Here is a 17,759-nt window from a genome sequence, read left to right as displayed (position 1 = left end):
GCCATGATTATGTTCTCTTCCGTTTGATCATGCGGCCCTCCGGTCGGCCTCGATGAGCTTGGTCAGCGTTGCCACGTCCTCTGCAGGGCAGTGTCCGCAAAAGATCCGCGGATGGCCGAGCTCGAGGTATTCGCGTATCCGGCGGTAGCCGTAACGGGCGCTCGTTTGTTCACCCAAGCCGAAGGCGCCTGCGGTGTCCTCGTAGGTCTGTTTCTGCACCGCGATGGCGATGTAGGCGCCGACATGGCGCGCGTAGGATATGCGTCGCGCCTGTTTGCCGGGCGCCGTGAGAACGTCCGGCGCCAGGTCAAAGTGCTCGGCGACGAGATTGACCAAGCGATCTAGTGACGTCATGCCTTCCTCCCTTCGCTTTTCGATTGCCGTCTGATCCGCGCCCGCTCGGCGCGCTTCTCCAAGCGCCCCTCGGGCGTCTCCCGATGGATGATCTCGGAGTTGATCCTCCGCACCTGCTGCGCCAGGTCCGCCGGCGCGCCTTCCATGACCCGCGTACCCATCACATGAGCCCCACGGACTGGAGCGCGAAGACGAGCAGCTTGGCGAGCAACAGGCCCACGGCGGCGCCCGGGATCCAGACGAACAGCAGGATCCTCGACAGGCGGCGCAGGCGCGCCCAACGGGGCGGAGCAGCGGCCGCTGGCGTTTTCGGTTCCGGCAGCGGTTCGAAGCGGGCCAGCAGATCGGCGAGGCTTTCGGCGGACGATTGTCCTTTCACGGCGAGCCGGTCGGCCGTCTCGTACAGCGTCAACGCCGCTCCCCTCTCCCCGACCACGGACGCCAGGATGGCGCCGCCATGGGCGATGATCGTCGTGGCGAAGGCGATGTGGTCGTTGGGATTCGTCCGCGCGAGCTGATGGTGCAGCTTGGCAACCTCGCCGACGGAATTGAGCGTCCTCCGGCATGTCTCCGTCATGCCGCGCGCCCTCCCTCGAGACCGATGACGCGGGACCGTTGGTTCGGCGTCGGCGTCCGGAAGAACGTGACGATACAGTCGAGCTCGGCCGACCATACCGCCACCACCGTCTCGTCCCGCACCGGCACTTCGACGAGACAATCGTCTTCGACAGTCGCGCCGATCTGTTCGCAGAGGCCCTCGTAATCGGGGCTGGAGAGGACGATTCCCGCCCGCTGCCAAAGGCGATTGATCGCGTGGATCTTCGCCGACTCCCGGTGCGAGAGCTCTGTGCTGCGGCCCTTCGTCATGCGGACACCGCCGGTTCCAACGCGCAGGTGGCGAACGCGATCATCGCATCCATGGTGGCGAGAAGGCGTTGGTCCTCCGGTTCGCGCACGGCGCCGCAGCCATCCGAAACGCATTTGAAGACGAAGGCCCGCTCGCTGCGGTAGGCGCCGAGCAGCTGCCCGAGGGCGCCGCTGCAAGTGACCGGATCGCCCGACGCGAGCGCCTGCTCGCCGGACGCGATCAGATTGTCCATCAACGTGAGGCGCAGCTTGTCGGTCTCGTCGTGGACGGCGCCGATCTCGTCGGCGACGCATTCGAAGACGGCGAGCCGCTCTTCCCGGTAAGCGCCCAAGAGGAGCGTCAGCGCGGCCGTCAATTTGTGTGGATTGGCCCCGAACTCGAGGGCCGGCAGTTTCGGATCCGTGATCCCCGGCATGTTCAATCGGATGCGAGCGCCGAACCCGAGACCGGCGCCCGCTCCCGTCCCTAGCTGGCCGGCATTGGCAGTGCGGAAGGCCCTTGACCGGCGCGGCCGTCTTCCCCGGCCTGGGTACTCACTGGACTGGCGCTACCGGCCTCTGGCCTGCTTGAGCGCGACTGATTTGCTGCCGGCGCGGGATCCAAGCGGTCGAGCAGCGCCAGCATGCGGCCGAGCTCGTCGGACATGTTCGCGGCGATCAGCTGGATCTCCTGAAATTCGGGTGTGGTCCGGAAGTCGTTGTCGACCTGGGCACTCATTGGCGGCCTCCGACGGTGTCGAAATTGTCCAAGTCGTTCATCGACGCGGAGAAGCGTCTCGCAAGGTCCGCCTTGAACTCATCGTGGAAATCGGCCGGCAGGAAGTTGTGGGTGCTCGTCTTGGTGATCGAGACAAATAGGCACGCAAGGGCGTCTAGCAGTGCCCCGATTGGCAGCCTCTCCGGACTTTCGACTTCGGCCGCAATTGCGCTGATCAAGGGAGTCAAGCCTGCGGCGACGATCCTACCGATCCGCGCCTTTTCCGGCGGGAGGTGCTCCAATTGTGCTTCGAAGGCCGATTTGCAGTCTTCAAGCTCCCCGTGGGTCACAATTGCAAGCTTGTCCACCAGCAGCCCCTTTCCGGTTCGGATCCCCGTCTCCCGAAAAGTGGGCCGCCGGATACGCAAAACTGCGGCTGCCCAAGTCTAGGGAGGAAACGCCCAGGTCCTCCGGGTGCGAGCCCGATGGAGGGCAGCGATACGGCCTGGAGAGCCATATCGCAGATACGAAACCGATCTGGAGAATCGGCATCGCGACTCGAACGCTAAGACAATTCGTATAACGCCGTCAAGACAATTTGGATTATTTTATCGATGGGCGGATTCTGCTGCTACTTGCCGTAGTCAATCCATACGATCAGGGGGTGTCACGACTCAGCAGCCCTCATGCGAGCACCCTCTGTGCCGGCGCCCCTGCCAAGGCCGCGCGACGCCAGCCCGTGCGAGCCTTGGACCGATGTCTAAATTATTCAGTGTCTGCGCTGGAGGACCGACTTCAGGATCCCGACGAGCAAGTCGAAGAGCAGGTCGCTGCTCTCAGGCGGCGTCGTTGCCCCTCTCCTTCGAGGGCCGACTAGCCTTCATCGGCCCTTCCCCGGTCACGAGCCACTCGATGTTGACGCGGCAAATGAGACAGAAGTCCTGGATCAGGTGCTGCGGCAGCAGGCTGGGCGCATCCTCGCCGCGGCCGCTTTCGTATTTGCTGTAAGTCGGCTGGGTCAGCCGGAGCAGGCGCGCCATCTGGTCCTGCGTGTAGCCGGACTCCTTGCGCGCCTGTTTTACGCGCTCGGCGTAGGCCCATCGGTATTCCGTCGGCGTCACGATGCTTCGCCCTCGATGTCTGCTGGTTAAGACAATTTGTCCGACCGGCACGGGCGAAGTCACTGGACATTCCAACATTGAAATATAATCCAATTTGTCTTATCAGTTTTTGCCATGATTCGAACCTTTCGAGACGTCATCGGCTTCTGGAAGACGCCCGACGATCTAGCCGAGCACATGCAGCGGCTCGGTTACGACGTCGGGATCTACAAGGCCCGCCAGTGGAAGACCCGGGACAAGATTCCATCCGGCTATTGGAGCGGCCTCATCGAAGCCGCTGCCGAGCTCGGCAAGGAAGTGACCACGGACATGCTTGCGGCGATCGACGCCAAGCGCTCGAGCGACGACCACCAAGGGAGCTCGGCCGCATGAGGTTCGTCCCGCCACAACCGGGCGCCGCGATCGAGCCGGCCGCCTCCACACCATTCGGACCAGGGGAGCGCGACCTTTCTTGCGTGCGCGGACCTGGCCCCAGCGTCCCGGCTCTGAGGCCACGAGCCGGGACGCCTCTCTCTAGGGCCCTACCACCCTCTGGGCTACTTGAGGGCGAGGGGGCATTTGGGGCCCCGGCCGTCTCAAGTACGCCGAAGGCGGGTAGACGGCCGGGGACTGAAAAGAGCGGCTGCTTGAGCGCTTGTTCTAATGCGCGACCGGCCTCTGGCCTGCGTGTGCGCAGTTCAATCGGGAACACGAAACCCATCCCATTACAGCGCCGGGTCGCGTTCGGGCCCGGCTAGTTCAGTTTCGGCCCGGGGGAGATCACGCGAAACCTTTGATCCTCCCCGAACCTGTTCAGTAGCCGCTTCCGGCCGAGGCGGATCAGTAGCGTGGAGTATGCGTCATGGCGCGTGAAAAGCCGTGTCCGGACCCGCGGTCATTTTTCGTGACCCAGGGTCGGAAGCTGGTTCAACGGTGGATGAAGGGCGACACGGTCGAGGCCGGAATAGCCCATGCGTCCATAGAGTTAGACATGCCGTTCAACAGCTGCTGGCGCGCCTATCAGAGACGCTGCGGCAACGTCTTGTTCCGCGCCTTGTACGAGGCGGAACAGGACGCCCTGGCGCGGCAAGAGGACGAGGCGCGGCCCGAGAAGGTGATCGAGCGCCTCGAGAAACAAGAGGCGCGAACGGTGGAGGTCGCCGAGCGCCTCGACAGGCTGGAGCGGAAGATTGACGCGGTTTACGAGCTGCTGGCCCGAATTCCTGGCGACCCTGCTGATTGCAGTCGGCGACCGGTTTGCGCAGATCGGCGCCGCGTTCGCGGACCGCAGCCTGACGTGCCATCGGAAGGCGCAGTGGCTACTCCCGCCTGACCGCTACAAGGCGCTGATCGAAGCCCGGCAGCGCGCCCGCCAGACACGGCGCGCCCGCAAAGGGGGGGCTTAGATGGCGACCTTCTCCGTGGCGCTACCGGCCTTCGGCCTACTTGAGCGCGATCTGCACCATCCGACCCAAGGGGGGCTGTGATGGCGCAGAGAAAATCCGGCTACAAGCCCATGAAGTGGGACCGGTACTTCACACCGGAGGCGGCGCCGGCCGCGCTCCTGTCCGCCTATGACTTCGGCCACGTCGACGCCTGGAACGAGCCCTGCGCGGGATCCGGGCATATTTGCGCGGCGCTCGAGAAGATGGGCTGCGGTCCCGTTTTCGCATCGGACATCGCGCCCCTGCCGGACGCGAGCGTCTGGACCGGCGACATCATCAAGTCGTGCGCGCTGAAGACGGCCCTCCCCGTTCTGCCGCTCGAGGGCAAGCGCGTCGTCACCGTGACGAACCTGCCTTACGGCTTCCAGTTCCGCACGGCCCTCGAGATCCTCCCCCACCTGATCGCGCAATGCTATCCGACCGGCGCCGTCGCCGCGCTGTTCCCGATCGGCTTCGACACGCGCGAAAGCCGCCGCCATCTGTTCCGCGACAACGAAGCCTTCTGCGCCCGCGTGGTGCTCACGTTTCGCCTGCGCTGGACCAATGTCGAGCAGAAGCCCGCGGGCCCCTCGAGCGCCCACCAATGGCTCGTATGGGACTGGCTGCAGGCGGGCAAGGGCCTGCCGTGCGACGTCTACCGCAGCGAGGAAGACGCGGTCGCGATGCTCGAGCGCGGCCTGATCGGTTCGCCAAGGACGCCAGGTAGGAGGGCCGCGTAGTGGAACACGACGGTTTCTACGTGCGGCAAAGCCTGGACGGTCAGCCTGATCTTATCGGTATGCCCATCTACGAAGTCCGTGGCACGCGAGCGCGATGCGCGGCTTCGCGGTTCGGCGCAACAGACTTCGTTTTCGATCAGGGGGCGAGGCCTTTTCCGCGAACTCTTGTTTGGGCTGGTGACAGGATTGAGGCCGCGGCCGCGTTCGCAGCGGAATTCTACAGCGGAGGGCAAACTTGATGGCCACGATCACGCGACTCGAGGAACGCCGCACGCGACGCCGGCAGAAGCGCGCCACGCGGCGCAAGGGCAAGCGGCCGGTAACGTCGCCAGCGGAGATCCTGGTGCTGCCGCCGCGCGTGATCGCGGACCTGTCCGACCTCGCCTATGGCGAGCTCGTCGTTATCGCCCAACGCGACGGTATCAGCCCGAGCGACGCGGCCGCGCGGCTGCTCGAAGAGTGCCTGGTCGAGGAGAGCGAGGGCGCGGCATGAGCTACCTGCAATCCATTCTGACGAAGGCCGAGCCGCTCTCGTCTTTCGAGCGGGACGAGCTGGTCGGATGGCTCGAGGTCCTCGAGGCCGACGTCGCGATGTTCGGGGTTGCGCCCGAGGACGAGCAGCGGATGGACGCCATCCGCAAGCGGCTGAACGAGGGGACTTCATGATCTTCCCGCCCGCGCTCGAGACCCTCGTGATCAGCCTAGTGCTCGCCCTCGCGGGCTACTACGGCATCGACGATCCACGGGAGGGATTCCTGGCGCTGGCGATCGGCGGCTTCGTGGGGGCGGCGATCGGCCTCGCGTGGCTGTTTCTCGGCCCGCACGAGGTCGCCAAGGTCTTCGACATGGGGCTGGGGGCGCAACGGTGAAGCAAGGGGCGCATAAGCAGGCGCATATTCCGCGCCCCGAAACCGGATCGGCGGATATGGAAGCCGATTCCGCGTATTTGGAAACCGCGCGCCAGGATTCGGGCCCGCGCGAATCCCGGATGCCCCGTTCGGTGGCGCTGGACTTCTCCCTCACCAAGGCCATGCGCCAGGTCGCGGCCGTTGTCGGCCTCCACACGAACGCGACCGGCCGGTGCTTCCTGAAGGAAGCGACGATCGCGGACAAGGCGAGCCTGTCGCGGCGGACCGTGCAGCGGGCCTTGAACGGCCTTGTCGAGCGCGGACACCTTGCGAAGCGGTCCACGGGCCGTGCGCTCGAGCTCCGCTGGTGCGCCAAGAATGACGCATCAGGTGCGCCAAAAGTGACGCATCAGGTGCGCCAATGTCGCAGCAGAAGCGACTCTCAGGAGTCGCATCAGATGCGACTCCCAGGAGTCGCATCGCATATAAACGGCTTATCTAACGTAGCTGCTGCAGCTGCTCCCGATCCGGATTCGGGAAAGGATCCCGGCGGCGGGGCGCGCAAGAACACGCAAGGCGCCCTGTCGCTGCTCCGCTGGATCTCGACAAGGCTCGGCGTCGATTACCACCACGACGACCGAGCGCTGGGCGTCGTCCGCGGCTGGCTCGACGACGGCGCGACCGAGGCCCAAGTGCGGTCCGCGATCGAACGGGCGGCCGGCCGACGCAAATTCGAGCCGCCGCTGTGGGTCGGCTATTTCACCGAGCTCGTTCAGGAAGAGGCTTCTCGTCCCCCACGCAGCTACCGCGCTTCAGGTTCTAGATCCCCCAGCCGTCTAGCCGCCTCTGGCGTACTTGAGACGGCTGGGGCCCCGATCGGCCAGCGGGCGCCAGAACCGGATGGCCCGCCGCAATGGCTGGCCATGCGCGCCGCGCTCAAGACCGCGATGGGCGAGGACACCTTTGCGAGCTGGATCGCGCCGCTGCAATTCGTCTGCGTCACGGCCGACGGAACACTGAAGCTGAGGGCGCCGTCGCGATTCCACGCCGATTGGGTGCGGCGGCACCACGAGCAGGCGCTGCGCCATGCAGCGGCAAGAACGCAGGACGCGGACGACGTGGAGGTGGAATCGTGACGACGTTTCGCAAGAAGCCGGTGGAGATCGAGGCGGTCCGGTGCAGGGATGTGCTGTTCGAACCTTACCCTTCGTTGCCGTTTTGGATGCAGATGGCCATCAACGGGCGCCGCATCGTCAAGGTCGCACCGAACGTCGGACTGCAGATCGCTACGCTCGAGGGCACGATGAGCGCCGAACCAGACGACTGGATCATCCGAGGCGTCAAGGGCGAGATCTACCCCTGCAAGCCGGACGTCTTCGAGGCGACTTACGAGCCGGTGGAGGACAAACAGCCGTGACGAAGGACGAAGTGCTCGAGCTGCTGCAGAAGCGGTATCAGGCGAAGCCTGTCGGCCAGATGTCCAGAACGATGTTCTGCGAACACCTGGTGGAGTGCGTGTTTGAGACGGCAGCAGATATCTTGTCAGACTCCGCGACGCCCGAGGACGAGGACCCGGAGATCGTCGTCACGCTGTGCGGTAAGGCGCCGACGACCGACGAGGGAAAGGCCGCGCTTAATGCTCTCATCGATGCCGCGAAGCGGCGCTTCCTCGATGGCGACAACAACAGTGACAGCCCATGAGCAGTCTCTTGGGTCATACCCCTCCGAGTGAGGCAGAGATCTACCGCAAGGCGCTGCGGGACATCCGCAACAAGGTCCACGCGCACAATCGCGGCGGCGAGCTCTACGCAGGCCTGCGGGACGTCCTGCGCGATATCTGCGACGACGCTCTCGCCCGCGGCGAGCAGGCGAACGACGGAGGCCAGCGGTGAGTAAGCCGACCTGCCAGATCGTCTGCTACGCGCTCCCGGCGCTGGATTCGTACGGCCGCCCGTTTGCGTTCCCGACAGATGCGCCGGCGCGTGTTGGCGCGCGCTGCGAGACGCATGGATTCGATATCGGCGGCACGGCGCACGGGGGACTGTGCCCGATCGGTCAGATCGAAGAGGCCACCAAACTGGCGCTGGCGAGGATCCAGGATGCATCGAAAGAATCGCGGAAGGAGTAGTCACGTGCAGCTGATCATGATGTGGGCGGCGATCTCCGTAGCAATCGGCCTTGTGATCTGGTCGGCTCGTGAGGATGGACGCCGCAGCGCCGCGCAGGAAATTCTCGAGGCGTTGAAGGCCGCGCGACCGAGCGGCGTCAACATGGCGGTCCCTTCGGACTTCCTCGAGCGGATCGACAAGATCGGCGGGATCCGACGGCCGCGCGCCACCAAGAGGCGCGCGCCATGACGGGTCCAAGCATGTCCGGGCTGAGCGACGACAGACTGCGATTGCTCGAGTGTCTCGCAATGCGACCGAACGGCGCCGTGATCCGGGACGCCAAGGACCAGGAGAACGTGAAGGCCATGGCGCTCATGTGGCCGCCGCTCGTTGGCAACTGTTACGAGATGACAGACGGCACGCTGGTCGCATCGATCACTGCTGATGGGCGGGCAGCGCTGAACCAAGCGCGCGCCACGCGGGGCGGCTTGCTGTGACGATCGATCCAGAGGCCCTGAAGGCGGGCGTTCTGTTCGTGCTGATCGGCTTCACGGTCCTGGCGCTGTGGCGGGACTGGCAGATCACGGCCGTGGTCTCTGCCACGGCCATGGTGACGTATGCGAGCTTGGCCTATCCGGCCTGATGAGGAGAAGACGATGACCGAGACCAAGAAGAAGCCCATGACCAAGGACGAGCTGATCGCGGAGAACGGACGTCTCGCCGCAGATCTCGCGGCATCCGAGAATGCCGTCGCCGGAGTGTCCGCAGAATTACGGGAGGCACGGGGCAGCATCGTGGCGCTGAAGGAGAAGCTCCTCCAAATGCAGATCGAGTTGGCCAAGGCGCAAGGCTATCGCGAGCGTGTGGACGAAGACGACGCGGTGCGGGAGGAGTTGATTGGTCCGCCACCGACCGTAGACTTCGGGCCGAACCCAAAGTACTGCGGCCGGGATACGGAGCCGATGCCCGTGCCGAAACGGCGCCTGGTGTCACAGTCCTACCGTGGCGAACACGAGCCGGAACGGATCATGGTCGACGGGTGCGACACCTATGGAGACCCCAAGGTGCTCCGGAAGAGTTGGGTGAACCTCTAGGGTAGGTGCCTAGCGATTGATGTTCAGCGGACAGAGCGAGACGCTGGAGATCGTGATCGCAGCCGGCGATCCCAGGCAGTCGTAATAGCAGATCTTGTTCATGCCCGAGGCGACCTCGTGGCTGAAGAAGCACATGACCAAAGCAGGCAATATGAGTGCGCGCATGGGATCCCCCCTTCGGATTTCGCCGCCTCCCCAGCGGTAGCAAAGCACGGCGCGCCACAACCGTGCAACACGGGTTTCGGGCGCGTGTTCATTTCCGCGCGCTCATTCGTGGCGGCGCCCGTTAAGGCACCACACGCCGCCTTCTCGACTCTGTCACGCTAACGCCTTATGTTTTCTGCGTTTATTGTCTGCCCTACCGCCCTAGCGGGCTGCTCGAGGGCGGTCGGGTGTGGGGGACGGGACGACATCGGAAGGCCGGCCACTTGGGAAAGGGCCGGCATGGGTGCTACTGAGATTCCGGGGCTGAAACCTCGGCCGGGCTTGGGCCTCGACCAGACGGTCGAGCTCCAGAAGAAATGCCTGATCCTGATCGATCGGTCGGTGCTGACGCTGGCCGCCCTGCCGGACAAGGAGCGGCGCTTCCAGCGATCGCCGGGATCCGGACTTCCCGAGCCGGTCTACACGAAGCAGGAGCTCGACGCGGCGGCAGACTTCGAGGCGCAGCTGCGGGCGTCGAAAGGCGAGCCCACGCGCAAGCTGCGGCGCTTCCGCCCCTCCCCGCGCGACGTCGGCCGGTATCTCGACGTGCTGGCCTGGCTGAGCGAACTCTGGAGGTCCGCCAACGGGCCGCGCGACGTGAAGCTGATCATCGCCCGGGCTCATGGCGTGAGCTGGTGGCGCCTGACGCATCAATACGGCCGCAGCGAAGCGACCTTGCGCAATTGGCACAGATCCGCGGTCGCGCAGGTCCTGTCGCGCCATTGGAAAGAAATCGACCGGCTGTTTGTTTGACGTCCTACCGGCATAGCGGCCTGCTTGAGGACGGTTTGATTGTCCTACCGCCTAGCGGGTGCTTGAGCGCGTGGGGGATTAGAACCCCCCGCCACAAATTGTGCTAGATTGTGTCCTGGCTATTTTTCACGCTATTCGGGTATATCTGCGCCTCGTCATGGTGAGCTGGACGAATTTCAGCCACCGGATACGTTCCGGCCTTTCGAGGTTGCGATCCTTTCCCACGACTGGACACCCCACGGCCCCCGGAGATCCCCGTCTCCGGGGGTTTTGGAGTTTTGGACGCCCTATCGCGCCAGCGCGCTATTTGAGGGCGGAAGCCGAAAAGGGATCGAGGCGGTGATAGAGCGCGGCGCAGGCGAGGCCGATATAGAGCGGCGCGCCTTCGTCGCGGTACTTGGCGACCGTGTCCCGCGCCAATGACAGCATCGCGGCGGCCTTGCGGTCGCTTCCGGCGACGTTCTCGACCCAGGCGGCGAAATCTTCGGCGCTGATATATTTACGGTTCATGAGAGACTCCGCTATAGTAAGAGGGGTACCGGGGAGCCTTGCGGGCCCCCCGGCCCCCTTCTTACTTCACCAAGTAGATCAGACCGGCCAGTCCAATCGCTACTTGGGAAGCTTGAAGGATCAGGCTAATCGTCTCGAAAGTAGACATTGCCTTTTCCTTCCGTTGCGCCGGGGATGGCCCATCCATCCCCCTCAGCGCATAATTATAGTGGCCTAAATTTAGGCCACTAGCAAGCGATAATTGCAGAAATTTAGGCCGCTTGGACCAAAGAGGTTCGGGCGGTTTTTTTTGTCCACGCCCGCGAGGGACCCGATGACCCGCCAGGTGAGCGACAGCGCCGCGCTCGAGATCCTCGAGCGGCTGGAGACGAACGCCCACCATTACGCGTACGACTGGCGCCCCCTGTATCGCGAGAGCGCGGGCCAATACCTCCTCGTTCAGGCGGAAAGCGCCGAAGGGGCCACGATCGAGACCGGCAGCGACCCGCATCTCCGGGACGCGCTGAAGCTGCTGCTCGAGAACGCGCACACGCTGATCGCCTTGGCGCGGCTCGGCATCGAGCGCGTGCATGCCGCTGACCAGATGCCGCGGCTGGAATGGCCGCCGCGGCATTGCCGCGCCTGCGGCTCTACCCGAGTGTTCGTGCACCGGAAGATGCACCCGGATCCCCGGCGCGCAGCGTATGGCGTGGAGTGCAAAGCCTGCGGCCACGAAGGCACCGAGCTCGGCCCGCCGGCAGCACCGCCGGAAGACCTGAACGTCCCGATGGGGTGAGCATGGCGCATCGCAACGCCTGGCGAGATCCGCATCGCGAGATCGAAGCCTTGTGCGCTCTTCGCGACCGGCTACCGCGGCGCGTAGTTTTTGGCGTGGACCTCGAGGTCTACACCATGAACCACGGAGACCTTGTCGCCGTGGCGACGCTGAAGGACGGCTGCAAGCGGATCGACTACGCTCAAGGCGTGCTCGAGGCGTGCGACTTCCCCGTCTTCGCCGCCCGCCACATCGCGGCGGCCTACGACGCTCAGTTGCGTCGCGCGGCGCGGCGAGCGGAACGAAAGGCCGCGTGATACAGAACATCCGCCCTCTAGTAGCCCGCTAGGGCGATAGGGCGGCAAAGGGAAGACGAGAGCCGCAGCTCAGCCGCTGCGGAGCCGGGACCATCCGCCAAGATCGAACCCGGCAAGCGTAGGACAGGACAACGCTTCTCCCGCCACCGCCCTCTCGGGCGGCAGCGGCGAGGCTCGCCGAGGCCTGTCCCCCGTGTCATTGGAAAGCATTCGCTGTGGTAAATGCGCCGCCCTCCTGTTCAAGGCGGCGGCAAAGGCCCTTTCGGGCCGGCTAGAGATCAAATGCCGCCGTTGCGGCCATCTGAACATCCTGAGGCCCGAAGAGCCCGACACCGCGCCAGACGACGCGCGGATCCGCTTCACGGCCTCCTCAGCACCGAGAGGCCGATAGAGCCCGAACTTGCGCGGACATGCGCATAGGGAGGGCAGCCGACGTGTATCCAGCCTCACGACGAACGCGACGCGGAACGCTCTGGCAGCTGGGGCCCCACCGCCTCCTGTGCGGCGACGCCACGTCGCCGGCCGACGTGGAACGGCTGCTGGATGGTTCCGTGCCGCACTTGATGGCGACGGATCCGCCCTACGGGGTGAAGTACGATCCCAGCTGGCGCCAGGGTCTCGTGAATCGCAGCGACGCGCGCAGTAAGATCGCCGGCGACGACCGGGTCGACTGGTCGGATGCGTATCGCCTGTTTCCGGGCGACGTGGCCTATGTCTGGCATGGAGGCCTGCAGGCGGACATCGTCGCGCGGTCTCTACGCGAGAGTGGGTTTCAGCTGCGAGCGCAGATCGTTTGGGCGAAGTCTCGCTTCGCCATAAGCCGTGGGCATTACCACTGGCAGCACGAGACCTGCTACTACGCGGTCCGCAAGGGCCGGACCGGCCACTGGCGTGGCGACCGGAAGCAGACGACCGTGTGGCAGATCCTCGCCATGCCGGGCGCCCTGAAGCGAGACCCGACCGAGACGAAGTCGGGGCACGGCGCACAGAAGCCGATCGAGGTGATGGCGCGGCCGATCCGCAACAACAGCGCCCCGGGCGAGCTGGTGTACGACCCCTTTCTCGGGAGTGGCACTACGCTGATCGCGGCGGAGCGCGAGGGACGCATCTGTTACGGGCTCGAGCTCGAGCCGCACTGGTGCGACGTGATCGTTGCACGATGGGAAGCGGAGACGGGCCGCGAAGCGGTGCGGCTCTAGAGGAACAGACGACAATCGAGACAGAGGCCATCGGAGCCCCACCAACAGGGAGGGGCACGCGTGTGGCTCTACATTCCGGAACAGGCGTTGGGCGCGGACGAGCGCTCGGCGGCCTTGCACTGTGTGCTGGATTTGGAGGCCTGGAGCTCGGCCTCCACATTGCGGAACCCCGGTATCGAACTCATTGCTTTGTCGAGCGAGAAGCCTTCGCCGCGGCCACCCTCGTGGCGCGGATGGAAGACGAAGCCCTGGATCGTGCGCCTGTCTGGGACGACGTTAGATCCTTTGACGGCCGACCGTGGCGCGGCAAGGTGGATATCCTCACTGCCGGATACCCATGCCAGCCGTTCTCCGTCGCCGGCCAAAAGCGAGGAGCAAAGGATCCGCGCCACATCTGGCCGGACATCGAACGGATCATCGGCGAAGTCGAGCCCGAGTGGGTCTTCTGCGAGAACGTCGACGGTCATCTCGATTTGGGATTTGCCGAGGTCGGCAAGGGCTTTCGACGCTTGGGCTTTGCGGTTAAAGCGGGCCTGTTCTCGGCGTATGAAGCTGGAGCGAGCCACCAGAGGCGTCGCCTCTTCATACTGGCCCACGCCGACCTGCAAGAACTGCGGCAACAGGGCGGACATGCGCATCGACGCAAATCGCCTGGCCTTCCTGTCCGATCCGGGGCAGCTGGGCAACCAGATCGGCCTGAAGGAAGCCGCGAAGGTCTGGAGCGCCTTCTGGCTGATCGCCAAGAGCTTAGGGTGTACGGCGCAGCGGCGCCCCGAGAGATACCGCTTTACGCGCCCTCTCCATGTGACATGCCGGCTTGGACCGAGATCCTCGATCGGAGACCTGACCTTCAACCCTGCCTTTTCGGACTGGGTGATGGGCTGGCTTCCCGGATGGAGCGATCCCGCGCATCCGGTAACGGGGTTTCGCCCCTGGTTGCGGCGCTCGCGTGGTCAACTCTCAAGGCTGCGTTCGAGGATGAGTGCCGCGCAGGTTGCAGGACTGTTTGACGGACTATAGACGAGGGAAACGCATGGACTTCTCCGACGCACTGGCCGCCGTGAAGCGCGGTCACCGCATTGCCCGCAAGGGTTGGAACGGCAAGGGCATGTATGTGTTCCTCGTGCCGGGAAGCGTGTTCAAGGTGAACCGCGAGCCGCTGCTCTCCATGCTGGGCGAAGGGACGCAGGTGACCTACCACGCCCACCTCGTTATGCGCACGGCCGATGGCACGATCGTGCCGTGGCTCGCGTCGCAGTCCGACCTCCTCGACGAGGATTGGGAGCTCGTTACCCCGTGACCGTCATCGCCTATCGCGACGGCGTGCTCGCGGCCGACACGGCCTGCAGCTGCGGAAGTCGAGTTGTCGAGGGTATGGTCAAGATCGCACGCCGCAAAGACGGCGTGTTAGGCGCGGCCTGTGGAGCTGCCTCCTTCGTAGGTGAGTGGCTGAAGTGGGTCACCGGAGAGCGAGATGACCAGCCGAAACCATCGGTCATTGACAAAGACGGAACCTGTTCGGGCACGGGGTTCCTGTTTCACCCAAGCGGACTGATCACAGTCTTCGATGACGAAGGGTCGTTCGACTTGCTGCCTCGATACTACGCAGCCGGCGGCGGAGACGCTGTAGCGCTCGGTGCCATGTTTGTCGGCGCCGATGCCGAAGCCGCCGTGCGAGCTGCGATCGAGCACAACGCACACTGCGCCGGTGACATCAGCGTGCTGCGGCATGACGCTGTCGAAGTCCGCCGGGCATAGCCGAGGCCGCGAGGCTTGGGCGCATCTCTACAAGACCAAGCGCTGGCGTCAGCTGAGGCTGGCGCAGCTGCGCCGTCATCCCATGTGCCAGTGTCCGCACTGCAAGGAGAAGGGTCTTCCGGCTGAGGTCGTCGACCATATCGAGCGGCACGCCGGCGACCGGAAGCTGTTCTTCGATCGCCGCAACCTGCAGAGCATGGCGAAGGAATGCCATGACCGCTTCAAGCAAAGCCAAGAGCGTGGCGGCGCCGGCTTCGACCGCGGCTGCGACGAGCACGGCTTGCCGCTGAACCCAGACCATCACTGGAACGCTGAAACTTCCCCCACACGCTGAGACCGGGGGGGGTCCCCTCCCCCCCCTTCGATCGTCGAAGGGGCTGCGGAGCGGGGCCTCAACTCTGAATAATGCCCTCTTTTTTGGATTTTGCGGGCTAGCGTTTTCGACGCCGGAATACCAGCGGCGGGAGGATCGATGGGCGAGCGCGGCCGCCAAAGCAAGAAGACGCAACCCGCCGAAAAAGGCGGATCGGTTCCAGCTGAGGCACCAACGATTGAGCGAATCGAGCGGCCGCCGCCGCCGGACGTCTTGACGGATGAACAGGCGGAGATCTGGCGCCAAGTCGTCAATCGTCTGCCTGCGGACTGGTTCAAGGCGGAAACCCTTCCGCTCCTCGAGGCCTACTGCCGACACGCTGTTCAGTCGCGCCGGGTGGCGGCGCTTATCGAGCAGATGGAGCTCGCGGAATCCGAACGGATCGCCAGGAAGTCCAAGAAGAAGACCCGCAAGGCCAAGAGCGAGGACGCCGAAGACGATGACGCGCCCTTCCCGTTCAAGGACTACGACCGGCTGCTCAAGATGCAGGCCCGGGAATCCGGGACGCTGGCTTCGCTGTCGGTGAAGCTGCGGATCTCGCAGTCCACGACCTATGACAAGTCGAAAGCGAAAGGAGGCTCCGGCAAGAAGACGCCGTGGGAAGGCTGAGACACGCGCCGAACGCAATATCCGCTGGATTGAGACCTGGTGCTTCGTTCCCGAAGGCAAGGATGTCGGGAAGCCGCTCAAGCTTCGTCCCTGGCAGAAGCGCGAGATCCGGAAGATCTACGACAATCCGGCCGGCACACGGACCGCGATCATCTCGTTTGGCCGAAAGAACGGAAAGACAGCGCTGGCAGCGTGCTTGCTGCTCTTGCACCTCTGCGGACCGGAGGCGCGCTGGAACTCGCAGCTGAACAGCGCGGCAATGTCCCGCGACCAGGCCGCGTTGGTGTTCGGGCTTGCGGCCAAGATGGCGCGGCTCAACCCATCGCTGGACGAGCACCTGCATATTCTGGACTCGTTCAAGCAGATCCGGTGCCCCGCGATCGGCACGCTCTATTCGGCCCTGTCGGCCGACGCCGGCACTAACTTCGGCAAGTCGCCGGTTTTCATCGTGCACGACGAGCTCGGACAGGTTCGCGGGCCGCGGCACGATATGTACGACGCGCTTGAGACGGCCGTCGGCGCCCACGAAGAGCCGCTGTCGATCATTATCTCGACGCAGGCGCCGAACGACGGAGACTTGCTGTCGATTCTGATCGACGACGCGCTCAGCAATCGCGACCCGCAGACGGTGATAAGCCTCTACACGGCCCCGATGGAGGCCGACCCGTTCGAAGACGCGACGATCGCGCTGGCTAATCCCGCGTACGGGGACTTCCTCAACGCGTCGGTCGTCAAGAAGATGGCCGAGGACGCCCGCGCCATGCCGGCGCGGGAGGCGGAATATCGCAACTACGTGCTCAACCAGCGCGTGGAGGCGATCAATCCGTTCGTGACGAAGACAGTCTGGCTCGCCAACGGGGCCGATCCGAAGGAACCGAAGGGAGCCTTCGGAGGCCTCGACCTTTCCGAGGTCAACGACCTCACGGCGCTCATTCTAGTGTCGCCGCGGCGCTCACGGTTCGATGTGACGTCGCGATTCTGGTTGCCGGAGGAAGGACTGGCAGAACGCTCCCGGCAAGACCGCGTGCCTTACGATGTTTGGGCGCGGGATGGGTTTATCGAAAGGACGCCGGGACAGTCGATCGAATACGAATTCGTAGCCGGCCAGATCGCAGAGCTCTTCCGGGACCACGACATCCGGAAGATCGCCTTCGACCGGCAATACATGCGTCAGTTTCGTCCTTGGCTCGTAAAGGCTGGGCTGTCGGATAGTTTTATCGACTCGCGGTTCGTACCGTTTGGCCAAGGCTATCTGAGCATGGGTCCGGCGCTGCGAACGCTCGAGTCGCTGTTGCTGAACCGTAAGCTCCGCCACGGCAACAACCCGGTCCTGACCATGTGCGCTCAGAACGCGCGCGCAACGAAGGATCCGGCCGGGAACCGGAAATTCGACAAATCGCGCGCCGGCGGCCGCATCGACGGCATGGTTGCCCTGGCGATGGCCACTTCGATCGCCGGAGAAGTGCTCCACGAGCGGCATGTCTACGACGTCCCGATCGCACAGATAACCGAGTAGCAACGACATGATCAGAGATGACTGGCGCCGAATAGCCGGCCTCCATTGCGACGAGTCCGGAGATATGGCGGCGGTCTGGTTGGCGCAGGACCGCGATTCCGACGTCCTGCACCTTTACGACTGCGCCAAATTCCGAGGCGAGCAGCTGGCGGTGATAGCCGAAGGCCTCAATGCCCGCGGCCGCGGTGTCGGGATCTCTTGGGAGGCCTCCGCTCAGGAGGTAGCCGACAAGCTCCTCGATCGCGGTTGCAACCTGCTTAAGGAGCCGGTGAAGGACACGCCTATGCTCGCCGACATGACGTCGCGCGAGATCCTTGGCCGCATGCGTACGGGGCGCTTCAAGGTGGACAAGCGCCTGGCCGAATGGCTGGACGAGTTCAAGACGTTTTTCCGCGAAGAGGCACAGGTGCCCCTCGTGGGTCACCCGCTCATGACCGCCACACGCCACGCGGTGGCGAGGCTTGAGTACGCCGCGGCGATCACAAGCCTCTCCGCGCACAAGATCGCTTATCCAAAGGTTCCGATCGTCTGACC

At 64.5% G+C, this 17,759-nt stretch carries 37 protein-coding genes and 1 pseudogene; 28 read left to right on the top strand and 10 right to left on the bottom strand.

Translation table 11 applies throughout. The features are described 5' to 3' along the window. Positions 1-27: 27 nt before the first annotated feature. The 8 genes from GL4_RS07265 to GL4_RS07235 all read right to left on the bottom strand — a co-directional run bounded on the left by GL4_RS07265 (position 28) and on the right by GL4_RS07235 (position 3,039). Positions 28-354, bottom strand: a complete 327-nt coding sequence (locus tag GL4_RS07265) for a hypothetical protein (protein WP_045366182.1) — start codon at positions 352-354, stop codon at positions 28-30. Beyond that, the gene (locus GL4_RS17485; protein WP_156137445.1) at positions 351-515 is read right to left on the bottom strand and encodes a hypothetical protein; all 165 of its coding nucleotides are present in this window, start codon (positions 513-515) and stop codon (positions 351-353) included. Before GL4_RS17485 ends, GL4_RS07265 begins: the two co-directional genes overlap by 4 nt. After that, on the bottom strand, positions 515-931 hold the full coding sequence (locus GL4_RS07260; RefSeq protein WP_045366178.1) for a hypothetical protein: 417 nt from the start codon (positions 929-931) through the stop codon (positions 515-517). Before GL4_RS07260 ends, GL4_RS17485 begins: the two co-directional genes overlap by 1 nt. Continuing rightward, positions 928-1,221, bottom strand: coding sequence for a hypothetical protein (locus tag GL4_RS07255; protein WP_045366175.1), 294 nt, complete (start codon positions 1,219-1,221; stop codon positions 928-930). Before GL4_RS07255 ends, GL4_RS07260 begins: the two co-directional genes overlap by 4 nt. Then, on the bottom strand, positions 1,218-1,637 hold the full coding sequence (locus GL4_RS07250; protein WP_045366172.1) for a hypothetical protein: 420 nt from the start codon (positions 1,635-1,637) through the stop codon (positions 1,218-1,220). Before GL4_RS07250 ends, GL4_RS07255 begins: the two co-directional genes overlap by 4 nt. Positions 1,638-1,687: 50 nt before the next feature. Beyond that, positions 1,688-1,939 carry a hypothetical protein gene (locus GL4_RS07245; protein WP_045366169.1) on the bottom strand — a complete coding sequence of 84 codons (252 nt, stop codon included), beginning with the start codon at positions 1,937-1,939 and terminating at the stop codon, positions 1,688-1,690. Further along, a complete protein-coding gene (locus GL4_RS07240) occupies positions 1,936-2,286 on the bottom strand; it encodes a hypothetical protein (protein ID WP_045366166.1) in 351 nt (116 codons plus the stop codon). The genes GL4_RS07245 and GL4_RS07240 overlap by 4 nt, the downstream gene beginning before the upstream one ends. Positions 2,287-2,754: 468 nt before the next feature. Next, positions 2,755-3,039, bottom strand: coding sequence for a helix-turn-helix domain-containing protein (locus tag GL4_RS07235; protein WP_045366163.1), 285 nt, complete (start codon positions 3,037-3,039; stop codon positions 2,755-2,757). A 114-nt stretch (positions 3,040-3,153) separates the two neighbouring features. Between GL4_RS07235 and GL4_RS07230 the strand changes: the two genes are divergently transcribed. From GL4_RS07230 to GL4_RS07165, 15 genes are all read left to right on the top strand, one after another. Next, on the top strand, positions 3,154-3,411 hold the full coding sequence (locus GL4_RS07230; protein WP_045366160.1) for a hypothetical protein: 258 nt from the start codon (positions 3,154-3,156) through the stop codon (positions 3,409-3,411). Between the two features lie 469 nt (positions 3,412-3,880). Then, on the top strand, positions 3,881-4,351 hold the full coding sequence (locus tag GL4_RS07225; RefSeq protein WP_156137441.1) for a hypothetical protein: 471 nt from the start codon (positions 3,881-3,883) through the stop codon (positions 4,349-4,351). Between the two features lie 153 nt (positions 4,352-4,504). Continuing rightward, entirely contained in the window at positions 4,505-5,182 is a 678-nt protein-coding gene (locus GL4_RS16670; RefSeq protein ID WP_052464214.1) for a hypothetical protein, read from the top strand. 238 nt (positions 5,183-5,420) lie between these two features. Further along, positions 5,421-5,675, top strand: a complete 255-nt coding sequence (locus GL4_RS07210; RefSeq protein WP_045366151.1) for a hypothetical protein — start codon at positions 5,421-5,423, stop codon at positions 5,673-5,675. Next, a complete protein-coding gene (locus GL4_RS17480; protein ID WP_156137439.1) occupies positions 5,672-5,848 on the top strand; it encodes a hypothetical protein in 177 nt (58 codons plus the stop codon). Before GL4_RS07210 ends, GL4_RS17480 begins: the two co-directional genes overlap by 4 nt. Further along, on the top strand, positions 5,845-6,051 hold the full coding sequence (locus tag GL4_RS07205; RefSeq protein WP_045366148.1) for a hypothetical protein: 207 nt from the start codon (positions 5,845-5,847) through the stop codon (positions 6,049-6,051). The genes GL4_RS17480 and GL4_RS07205 overlap by 4 nt, the downstream gene beginning before the upstream one ends. After that, on the top strand, positions 6,048-7,166 hold the full coding sequence (locus tag GL4_RS07200; RefSeq protein WP_045366145.1) for a DnaA N-terminal domain-containing protein: 1,119 nt from the start codon (positions 6,048-6,050) through the stop codon (positions 7,164-7,166). Before GL4_RS07205 ends, GL4_RS07200 begins: the two co-directional genes overlap by 4 nt. Next, the gene (locus GL4_RS07195; RefSeq protein WP_045366142.1) at positions 7,163-7,447 is read left to right on the top strand and encodes a hypothetical protein; all 285 of its coding nucleotides are present in this window, start codon (positions 7,163-7,165) and stop codon (positions 7,445-7,447) included. Before GL4_RS07200 ends, GL4_RS07195 begins: the two co-directional genes overlap by 4 nt. After that, positions 7,444-7,731, top strand: coding sequence for a hypothetical protein (locus tag GL4_RS07190; RefSeq protein ID WP_045366139.1), 288 nt, complete (start codon positions 7,444-7,446; stop codon positions 7,729-7,731). Before GL4_RS07195 ends, GL4_RS07190 begins: the two co-directional genes overlap by 4 nt. Next, positions 7,728-7,922, top strand: a complete 195-nt coding sequence (locus GL4_RS07185) for a hypothetical protein (RefSeq protein ID WP_045366136.1) — start codon at positions 7,728-7,730, stop codon at positions 7,920-7,922. The genes GL4_RS07190 and GL4_RS07185 overlap by 4 nt, the downstream gene beginning before the upstream one ends. Then, positions 7,919-8,158: a hypothetical protein gene (locus GL4_RS07180; protein WP_045366133.1), complete on the top strand. Its 240-nt coding sequence runs from the start codon at positions 7,919-7,921 to the stop codon at positions 8,156-8,158. The genes GL4_RS07185 and GL4_RS07180 overlap by 4 nt, the downstream gene beginning before the upstream one ends. Before the next feature lie 4 nt (positions 8,159-8,162). After that, complete coding sequence (locus tag GL4_RS07175; protein WP_045366130.1) at positions 8,163-8,387, top strand: hypothetical protein; 225 nt, start codon at positions 8,163-8,165, stop codon at positions 8,385-8,387. Continuing rightward, complete coding sequence (locus tag GL4_RS07170; protein WP_045366127.1) at positions 8,384-8,635, top strand: hypothetical protein; 252 nt, start codon at positions 8,384-8,386, stop codon at positions 8,633-8,635. Before GL4_RS07175 ends, GL4_RS07170 begins: the two co-directional genes overlap by 4 nt. Further along, the gene (locus tag GL4_RS17475; protein WP_156137438.1) at positions 8,632-8,781 is read left to right on the top strand and encodes a hypothetical protein; all 150 of its coding nucleotides are present in this window, start codon (positions 8,632-8,634) and stop codon (positions 8,779-8,781) included. The genes GL4_RS07170 and GL4_RS17475 overlap by 4 nt, the downstream gene beginning before the upstream one ends. A gap of 13 nt (positions 8,782-8,794) precedes the next feature. After that, positions 8,795-9,232 carry a hypothetical protein gene (locus GL4_RS07165; protein ID WP_045366124.1) on the top strand — a complete coding sequence of 146 codons (438 nt, stop codon included), beginning with the start codon at positions 8,795-8,797 and terminating at the stop codon, positions 9,230-9,232. A 9-nt stretch (positions 9,233-9,241) separates the two neighbouring features. Here the strand turns inward: GL4_RS07165 and GL4_RS17470 are convergent, their stop codons facing one another. Then, entirely contained in the window at positions 9,242-9,397 is a 156-nt protein-coding gene (locus tag GL4_RS17470) for a hypothetical protein (RefSeq protein WP_156137436.1), read from the bottom strand. Positions 9,398-9,676: 279 nt separating this feature from the next. On the opposite strand from GL4_RS17470, the gene GL4_RS07160 reads away from it, so the two are divergent. Further along, a complete protein-coding gene (locus GL4_RS07160; protein ID WP_156137435.1) occupies positions 9,677-10,189 on the top strand; it encodes a DUF6362 family protein in 513 nt (170 codons plus the stop codon). A gap of 303 nt (positions 10,190-10,492) precedes the next feature. On the opposite strand, the gene GL4_RS07155 is transcribed toward GL4_RS07160, so the two are convergent. After that, complete coding sequence (locus tag GL4_RS07155) at positions 10,493-10,699, bottom strand: hypothetical protein (protein WP_045366118.1); 207 nt, start codon at positions 10,697-10,699, stop codon at positions 10,493-10,495. 313 nt (positions 10,700-11,012) lie between these two features. On the opposite strand from GL4_RS07155, the gene GL4_RS07150 reads away from it, so the two are divergent. From GL4_RS07150 to GL4_RS07100, 12 genes and pseudogenes are all read left to right on the top strand, one after another. Further along, positions 11,013-11,474, top strand: coding sequence for a hypothetical protein (locus GL4_RS07150; protein ID WP_045366115.1), 462 nt, complete (start codon positions 11,013-11,015; stop codon positions 11,472-11,474). A gap of 2 nt (positions 11,475-11,476) precedes the next feature. Further along, entirely contained in the window at positions 11,477-11,770 is a 294-nt protein-coding gene (locus tag GL4_RS07145) for a hypothetical protein (protein WP_045366112.1), read from the top strand. A 193-nt stretch (positions 11,771-11,963) separates the two neighbouring features. Beyond that, complete coding sequence (locus GL4_RS18205) at positions 11,964-12,161, top strand: Com family DNA-binding transcriptional regulator (RefSeq protein ID WP_172653318.1); 198 nt, start codon at positions 11,964-11,966, stop codon at positions 12,159-12,161. 43 nt (positions 12,162-12,204) lie between these two features. Further along, positions 12,205-12,969 (top strand): DNA-methyltransferase, encoded by a 765-nt coding sequence (locus tag GL4_RS07140; RefSeq protein WP_208430907.1) that lies wholly within the window; start codon positions 12,205-12,207, stop codon positions 12,967-12,969. Next, a pseudogene (locus GL4_RS17980) lies at positions 12,930-13,520 on the top strand (DNA cytosine methyltransferase); the annotation flags it as partial. The gene GL4_RS07140 and the pseudogene GL4_RS17980, both read left to right, overlap by 40 nt. 79 nt (positions 13,521-13,599) lie before the next feature. Further along, on the top strand, positions 13,600-13,989 hold the full coding sequence (locus GL4_RS17975) for a hypothetical protein (protein WP_045366107.1): 390 nt from the start codon (positions 13,600-13,602) through the stop codon (positions 13,987-13,989). A 13-nt stretch (positions 13,990-14,002) separates the two neighbouring features. Continuing rightward, positions 14,003-14,269, top strand: a complete 267-nt coding sequence (locus GL4_RS07125) for a DUF2829 domain-containing protein (RefSeq protein WP_045366105.1) — start codon at positions 14,003-14,005, stop codon at positions 14,267-14,269. Continuing rightward, positions 14,266-14,727, top strand: coding sequence for a hypothetical protein (locus GL4_RS07120; RefSeq protein WP_045366102.1), 462 nt, complete (start codon positions 14,266-14,268; stop codon positions 14,725-14,727). The genes GL4_RS07125 and GL4_RS07120 overlap by 4 nt, the downstream gene beginning before the upstream one ends. Beyond that, complete coding sequence (locus tag GL4_RS07115; protein ID WP_045366100.1) at positions 14,699-15,061, top strand: hypothetical protein; 363 nt, start codon at positions 14,699-14,701, stop codon at positions 15,059-15,061. The genes GL4_RS07120 and GL4_RS07115 overlap by 29 nt, the downstream gene beginning before the upstream one ends. Before the next feature lie 138 nt (positions 15,062-15,199). Then, positions 15,200-15,709 carry a hypothetical protein gene (locus GL4_RS07110; protein ID WP_045366097.1) on the top strand — a complete coding sequence of 170 codons (510 nt, stop codon included), beginning with the start codon at positions 15,200-15,202 and terminating at the stop codon, positions 15,707-15,709. Next, on the top strand, positions 15,654-17,225 hold the full coding sequence (locus tag GL4_RS07105; RefSeq protein WP_045366094.1) for a terminase TerL endonuclease subunit: 1,572 nt from the start codon (positions 15,654-15,656) through the stop codon (positions 17,223-17,225). Before GL4_RS07110 ends, GL4_RS07105 begins: the two co-directional genes overlap by 56 nt. A gap of 7 nt (positions 17,226-17,232) precedes the next feature. Beyond that, on the top strand, positions 17,233-17,757 hold the full coding sequence (locus GL4_RS07100) for a chalcone isomerase family protein (protein ID WP_172653317.1): 525 nt from the start codon (positions 17,233-17,235) through the stop codon (positions 17,755-17,757). Positions 17,758-17,759 lie beyond the last annotated feature (2 nt).

It is taken from the genome of Methyloceanibacter caenitepidi (assembly GCF_000828475.1).
Classification (GTDB): Bacteria; Pseudomonadota; Alphaproteobacteria; order Rhizobiales; family Methyloligellaceae; genus Methyloceanibacter; species Methyloceanibacter caenitepidi.
Note: the sequence above shows the minus strand (reverse complement) of the source record. Positions and strands in the feature narration are given on the sequence as shown.

What these genes read in the sequence shown, in the direction of transcription:
- GL4_RS07265 (WP_045366182.1), bottom strand. Translation starts at nt 354, where the DNA reads ATGACGTCACTAGATCGCTTGGTCAATCTCGTCGCCGAGCACTTTGAC.
- GL4_RS17485 (WP_156137445.1), bottom strand. Translation starts at nt 515, where the DNA reads ATGGGTACGCGGGTCATGGAAGGCGCGCCGGCGGACCTGGCGCAGCAG.
- GL4_RS07260 (WP_045366178.1), bottom strand. Translation starts at nt 931, where the DNA reads ATGACGGAGACATGCCGGAGGACGCTCAATTCCGTCGGCGAGGTTGCC.
- GL4_RS07255 (WP_045366175.1), bottom strand. Translation starts at nt 1,221, where the DNA reads ATGACGAAGGGCCGCAGCACAGAGCTCTCGCACCGGGAGTCGGCGAAG.
- GL4_RS07250 (WP_045366172.1), bottom strand. Translation starts at nt 1,637, where the DNA reads ATGCCGGGGATCACGGATCCGAAACTGCCGGCCCTCGAGTTCGGGGCC.
- GL4_RS07245 (WP_045366169.1), bottom strand. Translation starts at nt 1,939, where the DNA reads ATGAGTGCCCAGGTCGACAACGACTTCCGGACCACACCCGAATTTCAG.
- GL4_RS07230 (WP_045366160.1), top strand. Translation starts at nt 3,154, where the DNA reads ATGATTCGAACCTTTCGAGACGTCATCGGCTTCTGGAAGACGCCCGAC.
- GL4_RS07225 (WP_156137441.1), top strand. Translation starts at nt 3,881, where the DNA reads ATGGCGCGTGAAAAGCCGTGTCCGGACCCGCGGTCATTTTTCGTGACC.
- GL4_RS16670 (WP_052464214.1), top strand. Translation starts at nt 4,505, where the DNA reads ATGGCGCAGAGAAAATCCGGCTACAAGCCCATGAAGTGGGACCGGTAC.
- GL4_RS07210 (WP_045366151.1), top strand. Translation starts at nt 5,421, where the DNA reads ATGGCCACGATCACGCGACTCGAGGAACGCCGCACGCGACGCCGGCAG.
- GL4_RS17480 (WP_156137439.1), top strand. Translation starts at nt 5,672, where the DNA reads ATGAGCTACCTGCAATCCATTCTGACGAAGGCCGAGCCGCTCTCGTCT.
- GL4_RS07205 (WP_045366148.1), top strand. Translation starts at nt 5,845, where the DNA reads ATGATCTTCCCGCCCGCGCTCGAGACCCTCGTGATCAGCCTAGTGCTC.
- GL4_RS07185 (WP_045366136.1), top strand. Translation starts at nt 7,728, where the DNA reads ATGAGCAGTCTCTTGGGTCATACCCCTCCGAGTGAGGCAGAGATCTAC.
- GL4_RS07170 (WP_045366127.1), top strand. Translation starts at nt 8,384, where the DNA reads ATGACGGGTCCAAGCATGTCCGGGCTGAGCGACGACAGACTGCGATTG.
- GL4_RS07165 (WP_045366124.1), top strand. Translation starts at nt 8,795, where the DNA reads ATGACCGAGACCAAGAAGAAGCCCATGACCAAGGACGAGCTGATCGCG.
- GL4_RS17470 (WP_156137436.1), bottom strand. Translation starts at nt 9,397, where the DNA reads ATGCGCGCACTCATATTGCCTGCTTTGGTCATGTGCTTCTTCAGCCAC.
- GL4_RS07160 (WP_156137435.1), top strand. Translation starts at nt 9,677, where the DNA reads ATGGGTGCTACTGAGATTCCGGGGCTGAAACCTCGGCCGGGCTTGGGC.
- GL4_RS07155 (WP_045366118.1), bottom strand. Translation starts at nt 10,699, where the DNA reads ATGAACCGTAAATATATCAGCGCCGAAGATTTCGCCGCCTGGGTCGAG.
- GL4_RS07150 (WP_045366115.1), top strand. Translation starts at nt 11,013, where the DNA reads ATGACCCGCCAGGTGAGCGACAGCGCCGCGCTCGAGATCCTCGAGCGG.
- GL4_RS07145 (WP_045366112.1), top strand. Translation starts at nt 11,477, where the DNA reads ATGGCGCATCGCAACGCCTGGCGAGATCCGCATCGCGAGATCGAAGCC.
- GL4_RS17975 (WP_045366107.1), top strand. Translation starts at nt 13,600, where the DNA reads ATGCGCATCGACGCAAATCGCCTGGCCTTCCTGTCCGATCCGGGGCAG.
- GL4_RS07125 (WP_045366105.1), top strand. Translation starts at nt 14,003, where the DNA reads ATGGACTTCTCCGACGCACTGGCCGCCGTGAAGCGCGGTCACCGCATT.
- GL4_RS07115 (WP_045366100.1), top strand. Translation starts at nt 14,699, where the DNA reads ATGACGCTGTCGAAGTCCGCCGGGCATAGCCGAGGCCGCGAGGCTTGG.
- GL4_RS07110 (WP_045366097.1), top strand. Translation starts at nt 15,200, where the DNA reads ATGGGCGAGCGCGGCCGCCAAAGCAAGAAGACGCAACCCGCCGAAAAA.
- GL4_RS07105 (WP_045366094.1), top strand. Translation starts at nt 15,654, where the DNA reads ATGACAAGTCGAAAGCGAAAGGAGGCTCCGGCAAGAAGACGCCGTGGG.
- GL4_RS07100 (WP_172653317.1), top strand. Translation starts at nt 17,233, where the DNA reads ATGATCAGAGATGACTGGCGCCGAATAGCCGGCCTCCATTGCGACGAG.